This window comes from Deltaproteobacteria bacterium PRO3 (assembly GCA_030263375.1).
In the GTDB taxonomy this organism is placed as follows: Bacteria; UBA10199; UBA10199; order DSSB01; family DSSB01; genus DSSB01.
Genome location: SZOV01000085.1, coordinates 1 through 13337 on the forward strand (window position 1 = coordinate 1; position 13337 = coordinate 13337).

The following is a 13337-nucleotide window of genomic DNA, read 5'->3' on the forward strand; positions in this document are numbered from 1 at the left end:
CTCCTGGAAGCGGGGCCTGTTTTTCGCCTTCGTGATGTGGCTCGCCACCGGGGCGGCTTTGGCGCCGCTCTTCGGGATGGGCTTCTTCATGGGGAGCGTGGTGATGGCCCTGGGAACCCTGATGACCTACATGCTCTACGGCGGGGTCTTGGGCTACCTCTACGACGCCTAAGGACTTTTCTCCGGCAAGGGTTTGCGGTAGGACAGCCGGAGGGAGGTAAGGATGAAGCCCAAGCAAGCGGCCGTGGTGCTGATCGCCCACGGCAGCCGTCTCGAAGCCGCCAACGAGGAGGTCCGTCGCCTCGCCGCGCGGCTCGCGGAGCGCTTGGGCCAGACCGTCATCCCCGCCTTTCTCGAGCTCGCCTCCCCCAGCATCCCCGAGGGCATCGACCAGGCCTTGAGCGGCAATCCCAGCGAGATCAAAGTCCTTCCCTATTTTTTGACGCAGGGTCGGCACGTGCAGGAGGACATCCCAAGGCTCCTCGCCGACAAGGCACGGGCTTATCCCGAGACGCCGATTCGGCTGCTGCCCTATTTAGGCGCGGAAGAGGCAATCATCGACTGCTTGGCTGAGACGGCCCGAAAAATGTAGGGGCGAACCTCGTGTTCGCCCCAGGGCACGGTGGGGAGGGCGAACACGAGGTTCGCCCCTACAAAATCCTCAATAATACGGCGGCCCGACGCGGACCGCGTCTTGGCTGGGGGTCCCGGCGCCGGGCGGCGGGTAATAGCCGGGAGCCACGGGGCGGCGGATCGCCTTCACCTCTTGCCGGATCTCGTCCATCACGAGGAGGTACTTGGCCTGCTGCATCGGGGTCAGCATGGGCCGAATCTCGTTGAACATCTGGTCGTTAACTTGGTCGAGCTGGCTGCGGGTTGCGGTGAGTTTTTGCAGAAGGGGTTGCACCTGGGCGTCATTGCCGCTGGTGGAGGCCGCGCGCAGCTGGGCGGTCAGGTCCCGCTGCTGGCGCTTCAGGGTTAAACGCTGTTGCTGGTACTTCCGCATGATCTGGGCAAGCTGCTGGGACTGGGTGGGATTCAGGCCGAGTTCGGCGTTCAACCGCTGCATAATCAGGTCGTGGATACGCTCGCTCTTGGAGTCCTCGGGGGCGCCGACCGGCCCCTGAGCTTGCAGGGATGCGGGGAGCGCCAGCCATACCAGCAGGGCGAGGAGGAGGGTCCGCTTAGGCTTCATGTTGTCTCCTGGAGCTCGTTTCGTTCAGGCGTTTCAGGAGCCGTTCGAGTTCCGGCCCCGAGAGTTCGTCCCAGTCCCCGCTGTCCTCGGGGAGATCCCCCTCGTCCCCTTGCTGGAGCCGCTGCTCGATATTGGTGGCGAGGCGTTCCAGCTGCTCGGGGCTTAGGTCCTCGAGGCCCAGGCCGGGCTCGGGGTCCAGGACCCCTTCTTCCTCGGAGAGAAACTGCAGGGCCTCGCGCCACTCGGGCTCGGAGATCCTGGGGGTCTCGCGGAATCGGGAGAGGCCAATGAACAATAAAACCACCGCCGCTGCAAGCGCTAAGGAAGGGGCCCACCACCGGCGCTGCGACCGACCGGCCCGGCCCTCCTCGGCGATTTGACGCGCGATGGCCTTCGCCTGGGCCTGGAAGTACAGGTCTCCGGGGTCCGGCAGGTTTAGCTCCTTGAGTTCTTCGGTGAGCGCCAAATAGGATTGGAATTCGGAGCGGCAGGCCGGGCAGGCCTCGAGGTGGCGGGCGAGGTCGCGGTCTTCCTCGCCTTCCGGTGCGAAGGCCGCCAGTCGGTCGCGATAGGGGTCACAGGGGTTCATGGTGCACCTTCTTCTGAATCCAGTCCCTCAGACTCTTCATGGCGTGGTGAAAGTTAACTTTTACGGCCGTTTCCGTGCTCTTGAGGACCTTGGCGATGTCCTTGAAGGGCATCTCCTGGTAGATCCGCAGGGCCACGACCTCCTTTTGACGCGGGGGGAGACGCTCCAGGGCCGCCTCGAGGTGGGCCTTTTGGTAGGCTCGCTCCTCGGCCGCCTGCCGCTCCTCGAAGCCTCCGTCCGAGATCCGGTCGCTCAGCTCCTCGGTGGGGCGCTTGGTCTTCATCAATTCGGTACGGCAAAGGTTGATGGCGATGGCGCAGAGCCAGGTCTTGAAGGAGGACTCGAAGCGGAAGCCCGAGAGGGCCCGGTAGGCCTTCACGAAGGTCTTTTGGGTGACGTCGTCGGCGTCCTCGGGGACCCGGAGCATGCGCAGGGCGAGGTAATAGACGGGCCGCTGGTAGCGCTTGACCAGGTGGTTGAAGGCCTCCGTACTCCCGGCGAGCACCGCCTCGATGTCCTTGCGATCTTCTGCAGCGTCCAAAATGATCCCTATCCGCTTTCGGCCCTTGGCCCCGGGGCAAGCTCTATACGCTCCCGGTATGAAACAGGATCCTTCAAAAAACTCAATGATTTTGGCTTGCCTCGCCTCCGAGGCCTGGCTAATACCCTCGGCATGAGCCCCACGCCCAACCGCCTTGAGGACCATTGGCCACAAATCCGGTCCCGGATACTTCAAGAGTGGGACCTCTTGTCTGAGGAAGACCTCGATCGCAGCGGGATGCAGTTCGACCAGATCGTTGCCCTGATCCGCCGCCGCTATGGGGGCCGTACCGAGATCATCCAAGAAGCGGCGATCCGGGATGCCCTCAACCGCATCCTGGATTCCCTCGAGGATTGAACAGGCCTCGCCGGTCTCCCGACAATTTATTTGACGGAAACCGGCGCCGAACGTATTCTGTAAATAGCGAAAATCACCTTCCTATTTCGAGATGAGCCTATGAAAAAACTGATCTTTTCCTTGGCCCTGTTTAGCTTCGTCCTCTTGCCGGCGCTCAGCCACGCCGACGGCTATGTCGAGGAGGCCTCCCGGCCCCGCCGCAGCCACCGTGCCGCCGCCGCGCCCGAAGAGCCGGTGCCGCCCGCCCCGACCTGCGTCCCCAAATCGTCGGGCAAAAAGATCGACCTCGTTTCCTTCGACCCCAAGCAGCGCGCCGGGAAGGTCGTCGGCTCCATCCAGGAGTGCGTCACCACCATGTACGACGTGCTGCGCCTGCTCTCCGGCCCCAACGTGATCAATCTGAAGTATCCCGAAGAGAAAGAGCAGTGGGGCTACCTCTGGCTCTGGAGCTACCAGCTGCAAAATCCCATCGAGGACAGCATCATCCTGATGGACAACTCGGGCAAGCGCATCAAGAAGGGTAAAAACCCCGTCGAGCTCTACATCACTTTCAACGAGCACGACGTCGTGGACGGCGTCGAGATGGATCTGATCAAGAAGAAGGGCAATTACGTCCTGTTCCCCTAAGCCCTTCGCTCAATCGAAAATCAAGGCCACCTCTTCGAGAGGGGTGAAATTGTCGAGGACGAAGTCCGGCCGCGCGGCCTCGAGCGTCGCGCGCGGCGTCGAACCGGTTGCGACGGCGACGGTGGTCAGGCCGAGGCGGCGCCCGCAGTCGATGTCGTGGAGCGTGTCCCCGACCAGGATGATGTCTTCGTTAGGGAGGCTGCGGCCCAGGAGGGTGCGGCCGCGCTCGATCGCGGTACGCGTCAACTCGAGGCGATGGCCGTGGTCGGAACCGTAGCCGCCGAATTGAAAATACCGATACAAGCCGCCGTGCCGCAATTTCTGATGGGCGGTGCTCTCAAAATTGCCGGTCGCCAAGCCGAGCAGGCCGAGGCGGCGCTCGGAGAGAAAATCCAGCAGCTCCACCACGCCGGGCAAGAGCCGAAAGCGCTGGGAGCGCGGCAGACATTCCTCCATCGCCTGCGCATAGGCCTCCGCGACCCGCTCCATTTCCTCCGGGCTCGGACGCCGGCCCAGGTTTTTTTCGAAGAGCTCGACGATCAGGGAGGGATCGGTGCGGCCGTCGGGATGAATGTCTCGCCAAGCCCCCGCCACGCCGTAATGCTCCTGGAAAACCCGGTCGAAGGCCTCCTTCCCCGCCCCTCCCGTCATCAGGAGGGTGCCGTCGATGTCGAAGACGATGAGCTTGCGCATAGAAAATCCGGAACCTTTATAATATCATTTTCGAAAACCCGTAACCCATAAATGGCGGTCTTCACGATCCGCCACATTATCCTTTATGCCTGGAAAACCCCTAGTCGGCGTCATCGGCGTCGCCGAGGCCAACGAGAGCGAGCGGCAGATGGCCTTCGAGGTCGGGAAGCTCATCGGCGCGATGGGACTGGGCCTGGTCTGCGGCGGCCTCGGCGGGGTCATGGAGGAGGCCAGCCGCGGCTGTCAAATGGCGGGCGGTACGGTGATCGGCATCCTGCCCGGCGGCGACAAGGGGGCCGCCAACGAGTACGTCACCTACGCCATCCCCACCAATCTCGGACACTCCCGCAACATGCTGATCGCCCATGCCGCCGACCTGCTCATCGCCATCGGCACCGGTTACGGGACCTTGAGCGAGGTCGCCATCGCCCTGAAGCTGGGCAAGAAGGTCTTGAGCTACCGCTCCTGGGACGTCCAGGGGGTCAGCCCCTGCCAGGGGCTCGCCGACATCCAGACGGCGCTGGCGGAATTCTTTGGGGACCTGTCCACTAAGTCTTTGTTATTTCAAGATAAATAGCCAAAAATTTCGGAGGGGAAAATTCACCTCCGGCGCGCAACAAAGCCGGCCCCCTGCCGAGAAGGGGATCCGTATCCATCGGATTTTTCAGGGGAACACGGGGGTGGACCCCTTGGGCACAGCCAAATGAGCGGGGGCATCAAATACCGCTTAACACCCAGGGAGCGCGCGCTCTTCGCGGAGCAACTCAGCCTCTTCGAGGCGCTGCGCGACCGACTCAAGCCGAGCGGCATCGACACCAAGTTGGACGACGCCGAGCTGGAGGTCTCCGTCGAGGAGGGCCCGCAGGGGCCGGAGTTCAGCCTGCAAATCCCCTTCGACACCGATCCGGTCCCGCAAAACGGGCGCTTCTACGTCCAGGACGTCTTCCAGCTTTCCCAGGGCGCGGACCGCATCCTCTCCTTCGAGCGCTCGCTGCGCCAGGACCTCAACGTCAACAAGCGCATCGGCTATTGGGTGAGCGCCGCCCGCAGGGACCACCCCGACGCCAAGATCAACTCCCACGCCGAACACCTGCGGCGTTTCCTGGAAGACCTGGGCAAGCTCCCCAAGCCCGGCGCCGGCGACCCGCCCCTGCAGCGCTTTCTCGGCGGCGTGCTGAGCCGACTGCACCGGCCCTTTCCCGAGGACAACGAGGCCTTGGTGCGGAAAAATTTCGCGGTCTTCATTCCTGTCCTGCAAAAGACCGCGCCCTTAGGGGTGCGGATGAAATTCGGCGACCCGCAATCGGGCCTCGTCCTGCGCCGCGAGGGCGACAAGATCTTCCTGAGCGTCCAGATCGTCATGGACGACGACCCCAAGCCCGGCTTGGAGGCCGAAAGAAACGGCCGCATGTTTCTGATCGACACCTACGAGATCGACGCCGCCGACGGGCAAATCCTCAACACCCACCGCGAGCTCGTGCCCAGCGAGGTACGCACCGAGGACTTCGATCAGGCCTACGCCGCGGTCAAGGACAGCCCACCGCCCGCCAAGGATTCGCCCGAATTGAAGGCCTTGGTTGCGGGCTGGCTGAAGAACTTGGCCCCCGCTCCGGCGACTGTTCGATCGGGGCCCGCGATGGCGCCCGCCGTCCCCGAGGCCCCCCGGGATCCCGCCGGAAAAATCTTGTTCTCCCTCTACCGCTTCGCCGAGCGAGACGGAGAGGCCGGGAAGAGATTCCTCGAGGCCATGACTCAGCAAAGCTCGGGAACGCCCTTGACCGGGATCCTCGCCGTCCCCGAACTCGACCGCGCCGCCCTGCGCGACGCGCTGGCGGTGACGATCCTCGGCGATGCGGCGAAGGCCGAGGCGGCGATCACAACTTGGCTGGGCGAAACGGGCCTGCAGGCGCCGACCCGAACCCTGCTGCAGGCGCTGTCTCAATACTCCCGAGGGGACTACCAGGGCACGCGGCGGAGCCTGAATCCCCTTCTCTCCGTGAGCCCTTTCGCGCGGCAAATCCTGCGCGCCGCCGAGCTCCGGATGGGCCAAGGGCCCCGCGGCGAGGCTGTGGAGATTTTGAAAATGGCCGCCGCCGAGCGCCTCGAGCAAGCGAATCGCCACGACAAGGCCTGGCTGACGGTCGTCTCCGACGGGCTTGCCGGAAAGGTTTCCGCAGATCCCGAGGAACGGCGACTGGCGGTCCTCTCCTTCTTCAAGAATTTCGAGGCCTCGCTCGAAGGACATGCCGGCGGCCTCGCCTCCGCAGTGGAGGCGACGCCCGCTCACGGTATATACGAGAAGGAGGTCCAATCCCTCCTGCTGAGGGATCCGGCGCTCCGGCGGCTCACCGCCCTGCTCGACGAGCCCGACGCCGGGCTGCGCGAGAACGGTCTGCTGACCTTGGCCCGAGGCTCGCTCCTGGGCGAGGCCAAGCTGCCCGCCACCGCGAAGCGCATAGCCGAGTCGCTCTCGCCCGAGCTCGACGGCGCGCAAGATCTGAACAACTGGTTCTCGGGCCGCGCCAACCTGGGGCAGAAGGTCGAGTTCCTGCTCCCCGCCTTCGCCGAAGAAGTCTTGGCGCCGCGCACCCTCTTCAGCATGGCGGCCGCGGGCGTCTTGGGACAGGTGGCCAAGGCGGCCTTCTTCGCGCGCGCCGGATACCACACGCGCCGCCTGCGCTGGGCCGCGGAGGCGGTTTCCGTCGGCGTCGAGGCGCCCGCCTTCGTCCTCTCGGAAAAATTGATCGTCAGCGCCCTCGAAAGCCCCGAGGGCCAATGGGCCAAGCTGCCGCGCGACACCGTCGGAGCCTTGCTGGCCTTCGGCACCCTGCGCGGCGCGGGCCTCGCCTCGCGGCGCTTCAACCGCTACCTGGCGGACTCGAAGGGTCTCGAGGCCTGGGCAGAGGGCCGAAGCCGCATCGCCTTGGCCGAGCGCTGGCAACCGGCCGTGGCAGACTTCGCCAAGGCCGAGGGCCGGGCCGCCTGGCTGCGCCGCATGACCGGAAAGGCCGCGGTGCCGGCCCTGGAATATCTCGGCACGACTGGAATCCCCCGCGCCTGGGCGAAGCGCGCCCTGCCGCACGCCGGCGCCCATGCCTTGGGCCTCGGCGGCTTGATGACCGCCAACAGCCTGACCCGCCTGCTCGGTCTGCGGGATGCCTCCCAGCAAGGCTACGCCGCCGACTTGGTCGACGACTTCCTGATGTACGGGCACTTCCTCGTGGCCGGGCACATCGCCGGGCGCCTCGGCCGCTCCGAGATCGACGCGCGCCTCGCCTTCCTCGAGGCCCAGCCCCTGCAAGCCCCGGCCGCCAAGGCGAAAGCGCCGGCGAAGGCGCCGGAAAAGGCCGAGGCCCGCGACTCGGATCCGGCCACGCCGCCCCCCGAATCCAAGCCCGGCGAGACCCCGCCGAAGGTCGATGTGCCGCCGGAGGTCAAGGAATTCGGCAGAAATCTCCTGCGCTGGCTGCGGGAAGACCTGCCCCAGGCCGGCCGGCTCGCCCGCGATTGGTATCAAACCCTGCGCGGACGTCCGGTTCAGGATGGAAAAAGCCCCGCTCCCCCGCCCTCGGAGTCCGTGAAAAACTCGACCGCGGAGACGCAGTCGCCCTCCCCGGAATCCCCGGCCGCCGCGCCGGAGATCAAGTCCGACAGCAGCCCCTCGGCGCCGCCGGCGATCCCGGAGGGGACGGCCACCCCCGTGCCTCCGCCGTCCCGGCAGGCCCTCCTCGAACCGACGCCCGAGGCGGTAAACTTCCGTCGCGTCGAGACCGAGGCGCCGTCCCGCGGCAAGGGCGAAGAGCACAAGGTGATCGTCGAGGTCTTGGGCCGGGAGGAGGAGCTTCGCTTCCGAGACAAGGAGACCCGCAAGCAGCTCGTCTTCGAATCCGTCCTCGGCCGCGAGGAACTCCAGAGCCCGCCGCAGGCGGTGGGCGTCGACTTTGGCTTTCCCAGTACGGAGGTCGCGGTGGCGCCTCGGCACGCGAAGATTCGCGTCGAGGTCGCCTATGACACCAAGGTCGAGGGCCAAGGCAGGAACCGGGAACCTCGCGCCTCGGCCAAGGAATGGAAATTTTTTCTGGAGGATTTAGGCGCTCCCGGCGGCACCTTCGTCAACGGCGAGCGCATCTCGAAAGCGACGCCGCTCAAGGATCAAGACCGTATCCGCTTGGGCGAGAACGGCATCGAGCTGCGCCTGCGCCTCGATCGCGCAGAGCCGAAGGCCTTCCTGATCCGGCCCGGCATCCCGCTGGCGGAGGGCCGCGGCGAGTGGATCCTCGGACGCGAGCACACGGGCGCCGGCGCCCCCGACATCCGTTTTCCGATTTCCGACCGCGACCTAAGTCGGCGCCACGCGCGAATCGTGCGCGACGAGGAGGGCCGCTACTTCGTGCAGGACCTCAGCTGGAACGGCACCCGCGTCAACCTGCGACGCCTCCACGGCAGCCACGAGCTGCGCGACGGCGACAGCCTCCGGCTGGGCGGCGTCACCGAGATGATCTTCACGCTGCCCGGAGGGGCCAAGGCCGCCGAGCCCGCCTCGCCTAAGGCCGCGCCGCCGCACCCCCACGCGGCGATCCCGCCCCCGGAGCAGGCGAAGGTCCACCCCGCCTACCGCCACTTGAGCCGCGAGGAGCTCGAGGCCCATTTCGCCAAGCTCGGCACCGAGGAGGCGGACTTCTCGGCCTACCGCGCCGGCGAGCTGGCCCTGCCGGACGGCCGCCATGTGCTGCTCAGTTCCTTGAATACCGGTTGGGCCCTCGGGCATGCCGGGGAGGCGCCGGCCAACGTTCAAAGCCTGCAGTTCAGCCTCCCCGCCGGGGCAACGCAAAATCCGGCCCTGATCTACCTCGACGGCGCGGGGCGCTTCATCCTGCGGGGGATGCGCCCGGAGAGCACGCTGGCGATCCAGACCCGCCCCGAGCGATTCCTCCCCGCGGAGGGCGAACCGAAAAAACCCTCCGCGCGCAAGCAGCCCGTTTCCGGATGGACGGTCCTGGAAGGCGGGGAGCGGGTCTTTCTCGGCGAGGACTTCTACTTCGATTTCTGGCCGGGCGCGCCGAAATCTCCCTACGAGCGCCCGACGGCGGTCTCCGGCGAATTCGGCTCGGTCGAGGTGAAACAAAATCCCTTTGCGGTCGCTGAAACGCCGCCGCCTTCGACTCCGGAAAAACCCTCCGCCCTCGTCTTTCTAGACGGGAAACTCCAAATGCCGTTGAACAAGACGGTGCGGCTGAGCTCCCGCGGGGAAATCTCCGAGCTGTTGATCCGCGACGAGCCCGGCAAACCGGAAGTCGAGATCCTGGTCCCGGAATCCGTCGCCAAGCTGCAGGAGACCCGTTTCTTCCAGGAAGCGGGCGGATGGAAGATCCGCTCGGAGGGCGGCGAGGGCGCCCCTATCGTCGTCAACGGCATGCGCCTCCCGGAACGGATCACCCTGGACCTGCTGCCCGACACCACCTTGGAGATAGGCGACCTCAAGATTCAGATCCGCCTACCTTGACGCGCCGCCCCTCGACAAAAGGCTCTAAGCCGCGCGGCTTCCATGCTAAGCTCAAACCCGAGCCATGGACTTCAGCCAATTCTCCGCACTGACCTTCTTCGGCGCGATCGCGATCTTCATCTACGGCATCCGCTTGACCCGCGCCGGGGTCCAGCTGCTCACCGGCGATCGCCTGCGAACGATCCTGGCCTCGCTCACCGAGAACCGCTTCCTGGCCTTAGGCGTCGGCGCCGTCGTCACGCTGATCCTGCAAAGCTCCAGCGCCACCACCATCAACCTGGTCGGCTTCGTCGCCTCCGGGGCGATGACCTTGACGCAGGCGATGGGCGTCATGCTGGGCGCCGACATCGGCACGACCTTCGTCGTCATGCTGCTGGCGGTCAAGGGCATCGCCACCTACTCCCTGCTCCTGCTGGTCGCGGGACTGGTGGTCGACATCCTGCGCCGCGGCAAGCGCGGCCGCTACGTCAGCATGATCCTGATGGGCTTCGGCTTCGTCTTCTTCGGCATGAAGCTGATCATCGCGGTCACGGGCTCGCTGCAGGAGGACCCGCTGCTGCGGGAGATCTTCGCCTTCCTGGCCGACCGGCCCTGGCTGACGATGGTCGCGGGCCTGGCCTTCACCATCGCCGTGCAAAACAGCGCGGCGCCCATCGGCCTGGCCATCGCCCTGGCCTTCTCGGGCCTGTTCACCCTGGAGACCGCCCTGCCGATCGTGCTGGGCGCCAACGTCGGGGCCTGTTCCGGCTCCATCCTCGCCAGCCTGGGCTCCAATGCCGCGGGGAGGCGCGTCGCCCTGGCCCATTTCCTCTTCAAAGCGAGCGGCGCCGTCGCGGCGATGCTGCTACTCAAGCCCTTCGCACAGTCCGTGACCTGGTTCGCCGCGCAACTGCACGGCGCTTTCCCCGTCAGCGGGCAGATCGCGATCGCCCACCTGCTGTTCAACGTCTATTTGGTGATCGTCTTCCTCCCCCTGCTCAAGCCGGCGGCCTGGCTCATCCAGAAATTGTTGCCGGACCCGCGCAAGGCGGAGGAAGAGAAGTTCCGGCCGCGCTACCTCGATCCCAAATCGCTCGAAACCCCTAGCCTGGCCTTCGCGAACGTCCGCCGCGAGATGCTGCGGATGCTGGACCTCGACCTGGGGATGTTCCGCGACTGCCTCGCCGTCTTCGAGAAGAACGACCGAGTGTTGCTCGAGGCCATCCAAAGCGAGGACGACCAGGTCGACCTGCTCAACCGCGAGATCAAGTTCTTCCTCGCCCGGCTTTCCCTCGAGCAGTTGAGCCCCGAGCAGGGCGAGATGGAGCTGCGGCTGATCGAGATGACCGGCATCCTCGAGGAGATCGGCGACATCATCAACCGCTCGGTGCTGGAGCTGGCGGAGAAGAAGATCCGCACCGGCCGCAAGTTCTCGGAAGAGGGCTGGGCGGAGCTGAAGGATTTCCACGCCCGCATCGTCGAAAACTTCCAGATCGCGGCGGGCTCGCTGGCGACGGAGGACGCGACCCTGGCCCGTAAGCTCTTGCGCCACAACGAGCAGCTGGTGCGGGTGGAGAAGGAATACCAGCAGGCCCACCTGAACCGCCTGCACCTCGGCCGCAAGGAGAGCCTGGAGACCAGCTCCATCCACTTGGACCTCCTGGCCAACTTCTACCGGATCAACTTCTTGGTCGCGAAGCTGATCCGCAAGGCCTACCCGGGGATCCTGGATTGAAAGCCGTCCTCCACGAGGCGCTGTGTGGGGAGCCATTCCCCCGGAATTCCTCGCCCGAGGAATCCGCGGCGGATCTTTTGGGGAGAAATCCCCCCGCGGCTGGCCCCCGACCCTTTTGGGTTGCACGGTAAAATAATAAATATTTCAATTAGTTATTTATTAGATTCAGAATACCTTTCCCTGGCACATGACTTGCTTTTAAGATTCGGCGAAGGCAAGGGGGCTCTCCTCTCTCCACTCCATCCCCAGCCCAAATCCAAATTCGGCACTCCAAAAAATCGTTTCCTCGCATCCCACGCGAGCGAAGGGGGAATCATGTCGAATACGATTCAGGGGCTAAATTCCAACCAAGAATATTATGTGGACGATTACGGCGCGAACTCGGCGGATTACTCGGATTGGGACCAGGCCTATGAGAATTGCGCCCAAGGCGGCTGCGCCCAGGACCAATACCTGAATGAAGGCCAGGGCCCCGCCGTCCAAGGCCCCTCTGCCTCGCTCGACGGCGTCGGCGATTGGGAAGGCGCCCCGGAAGGGCCCGAATCCGAGACCGCGGAGTTCAAGCAGCAGTGCCAGGCCCTCCTCGACATCATCCAGGAGAGCGAGAACTTAAGCCCCGAGCAAAAGCAGGAATACGCCGCGCGGCTCGCGAAGCTGCAGAGCTCCGCCGACCTGCACCCGGCCTCCCTGGATATGTATCAGGAACAACTGGAGACCCTGCGCGAGGGCTACGAGCTCTCCAACGCCCATTCGCCGTTGGCCAACGAGCTGGCCGAGCGCTACGGCCAGGACCCGGCCGCCGTCGAGGAGCTGGCGAAGAAGTACGGCCTCGACCTCAAGAACCTCCCGCGGCCCGCGGACGAGTCCGTCCTGAAGTTCTTGGGCGAGCTCGACCCTTCCCTGGGCGAGGCCCTGCAGGGCGCGAAGAAGTCCGTCGAGGACAAGCTGAAAAAAGACACTGAGATGGTCCAAAAGGCCAAGGACCGCAACGCCATGGCCGTCCTGGACAACCGCGACATGGACGACACCGACCTCTCCGCCTACGAATACCTGCTTCAGGCCCAGACCGGCGCCGACCCCGCCTCGCTCGACATGAACGAAAAGATCGCCGCCTTCCAGGGCCAGGTCGAGACCGCCTTGGGCGCCCTCTACGGCGCGGGCGTCACGCTGGAGGCCGACCTGATGGCGCAGGCCTTCGAGCTGAACGTCCCCCGCCTGCCGGACGAGGCGCCGGAGCTAGTGCCGATGGCCTGGGACGGCCGCGGGACGAAATCGGCCGGGAATTTCGACAAGATGGAGTGGCCGGCCTGGGTCTCCGAGTACCCGAAGCTCGAGTACAACGGGAACGAGGGCTGATCGCTGCCTTTCCAGAGGGGAGGGCCCGCCTCGGGGGTGGCGGGCCCTTTTTTTATTTGAAGGCATTCTCCTGCTGACAAAGGGGGGTCCTTCCCCTTAGGCTTTAGGAAAAAAAAAAAATGCCCGGCAAGGCAACCTGGCCGGCTTCGCGACCCGATACTTAGGCCCAAGGAAGATCGTTTTGGGGGAAAGGAATAGCCTCCGGTGGGAGATTTCGATAATAATCCAGTAAATTCAAGCGCTTTTACTTCCTACGAGGACCCCAACCTCGGGATCTCCATCGACCCGGGCGCCCCGGTCTCCCTGCCGGCCGAGCCGGTCGTCGACCTGACCTCGACCGCCACAGGCTCTGGCGGCGACTCCTTTTCCCGTCCGCTCAGCCTCCCTCGCCACCTCTCGCCGCACGACAGCATCCGAGTTTCGGACGGCGCGGGCGGCTCCAGGACCCTCGAAATCATCGAACTGATCCGCGAGAGCCGCAGCAACCCCACCGCGCGCCAGCAATTGATGACCCTGGCGGCCGCGGCGGCCAACGACCCCAGCCTGCTCAACCAGTGCTACGTCTCCAAAGAAGAAAATTTGATCCCGATGTTGGCCCAGCTGGGTTCTTCCGACCCGGTGGCCCGCCGTGAAGGCGCCCTCTCGCTGCGCCATTTCATCCTCAGCCATCCCGAAGACCGGACCCTGCAGCAAGGCCTGCTGGCCACGGTCGCCGACGTGGCCCGCCGCGACGTGAACAATGCCGAGGCCCGCGAGCTGCTG

The 13337-nt window shown here is 65.1% G+C and carries 11 protein-coding genes; 7 read left to right on the forward strand and 4 right to left on the reverse strand.

Translation table 11 applies throughout. From position 1 onward, the window contains the following. Positions 1 to 223 precede the first annotated feature (223 nt). Positions 224 to 592, forward strand: coding sequence for a cobalamin biosynthesis protein CbiX (locus tag FBR05_12080; GenBank protein ID MDL1872919.1), 369 nt, complete (start codon positions 224 to 226; stop codon positions 590 to 592). A gap of 69 nt (positions 593 to 661) precedes the next feature. On the opposite strand, the gene FBR05_12085 is transcribed toward FBR05_12080, so the two are convergent. The 3 genes from FBR05_12085 to FBR05_12095 are packed head-to-tail and all read right to left on the reverse strand — an operon-like array spanning position 662 to position 2490. Further along, complete coding sequence (locus FBR05_12085) at positions 662 to 1195, reverse strand: hypothetical protein (GenBank protein ID MDL1872920.1); 534 nt, start codon at positions 1193 to 1195, stop codon at positions 662 to 664. Further along, the gene (locus FBR05_12090; GenBank protein ID MDL1872921.1) at positions 1185 to 1784 is read right to left on the reverse strand and encodes a hypothetical protein; all 600 of its coding nucleotides are present in this window, start codon (positions 1782 to 1784) and stop codon (positions 1185 to 1187) included. The genes FBR05_12085 and FBR05_12090 overlap by 11 nt, the downstream gene beginning before the upstream one ends. Further along, entirely contained in the window at positions 1771 to 2490 is a 720-nt protein-coding gene (locus FBR05_12095; GenBank protein MDL1872922.1) for a sigma-70 family RNA polymerase sigma factor, read from the reverse strand. Before FBR05_12095 ends, FBR05_12090 begins: the two co-directional genes overlap by 14 nt. 291 nt (positions 2491 to 2781) lie before the next feature. Between FBR05_12095 and FBR05_12100 the strand changes: the two genes are divergently transcribed. Further along, positions 2782 to 3309 carry a hypothetical protein gene (locus FBR05_12100; protein MDL1872923.1) on the forward strand — a complete coding sequence of 176 codons (528 nt, stop codon included), beginning with the start codon at positions 2782 to 2784 and terminating at the stop codon, positions 3307 to 3309. Between the two features lie 9 nt (positions 3310 to 3318). Here FBR05_12100 and FBR05_12105 read toward each other — a convergent pair whose 3' ends face one another. Further along, the gene (locus tag FBR05_12105; protein ID MDL1872924.1) at positions 3319 to 4002 is read right to left on the reverse strand and encodes an HAD family hydrolase; all 684 of its coding nucleotides are present in this window, start codon (positions 4000 to 4002) and stop codon (positions 3319 to 3321) included. A gap of 85 nt (positions 4003 to 4087) precedes the next feature. On the opposite strand from FBR05_12105, the gene FBR05_12110 reads away from it, so the two are divergent. From FBR05_12110 to FBR05_12130, 5 genes are all read left to right on the forward strand, one after another. After that, positions 4088 to 4579, forward strand: a complete 492-nt coding sequence (locus tag FBR05_12110; protein MDL1872925.1) for a TIGR00725 family protein — start codon at positions 4088 to 4090, stop codon at positions 4577 to 4579. A 126-nt stretch (positions 4580 to 4705) separates the two neighbouring features. Then, positions 4706 to 9505, forward strand: a complete 4800-nt coding sequence (locus FBR05_12115) for an FHA domain-containing protein (protein ID MDL1872926.1) — start codon at positions 4706 to 4708, stop codon at positions 9503 to 9505. 64 nt (positions 9506 to 9569) lie between these two features. After that, positions 9570 to 11219 (forward strand): Na/Pi cotransporter family protein, encoded by a 1650-nt coding sequence (locus FBR05_12120; protein MDL1872927.1) that lies wholly within the window; start codon positions 9570 to 9572, stop codon positions 11217 to 11219. Positions 11220 to 11534: 315 nt separating this feature from the next. Then, on the forward strand, positions 11535 to 12575 hold the full coding sequence (locus tag FBR05_12125) for a hypothetical protein (GenBank protein ID MDL1872928.1): 1041 nt from the start codon (positions 11535 to 11537) through the stop codon (positions 12573 to 12575). Positions 12576 to 12779: 204 nt separating this feature from the next. Next, positions 12780 to 13337: hypothetical protein (locus tag FBR05_12130; protein MDL1872929.1), on the forward strand; the 558-nt coding region annotated here is incomplete at its 3' end.

Excerpts from the sequence above, each read along its gene's own strand:
- FBR05_12080 (MDL1872919.1), top strand. The coding sequence starts at position 224 with ATGAAGCCCAAGCAAGCGGCCGTGGTGCTGATCGCCCACGGCAGCCGT.
- FBR05_12085 (MDL1872920.1), bottom strand. The coding sequence starts at position 1,195 with ATGAAGCCTAAGCGGACCCTCCTCCTCGCCCTGCTGGTATGGCTGGCG.
- FBR05_12090 (MDL1872921.1), bottom strand. The coding sequence starts at position 1,784 with ATGAACCCCTGTGACCCCTATCGCGACCGACTGGCGGCCTTCGCACCG.
- FBR05_12095 (MDL1872922.1), bottom strand. The coding sequence starts at position 2,490 with ATGGTCCTCAAGGCGGTTGGGCGTGGGGCTCATGCCGAGGGTATTAGC.
- FBR05_12100 (MDL1872923.1), top strand. The coding sequence starts at position 2,782 with ATGAAAAAACTGATCTTTTCCTTGGCCCTGTTTAGCTTCGTCCTCTTG.
- FBR05_12105 (MDL1872924.1), bottom strand. The coding sequence starts at position 4,002 with ATGCGCAAGCTCATCGTCTTCGACATCGACGGCACCCTCCTGATGACG.
- FBR05_12110 (MDL1872925.1), top strand. The coding sequence starts at position 4,088 with ATGCCTGGAAAACCCCTAGTCGGCGTCATCGGCGTCGCCGAGGCCAAC.
- FBR05_12115 (MDL1872926.1), top strand. The coding sequence starts at position 4,706 with ATGAGCGGGGGCATCAAATACCGCTTAACACCCAGGGAGCGCGCGCTC.
- FBR05_12120 (MDL1872927.1), top strand. The coding sequence starts at position 9,570 with ATGGACTTCAGCCAATTCTCCGCACTGACCTTCTTCGGCGCGATCGCG.
- FBR05_12125 (MDL1872928.1), top strand. The coding sequence starts at position 11,535 with ATGTCGAATACGATTCAGGGGCTAAATTCCAACCAAGAATATTATGTG.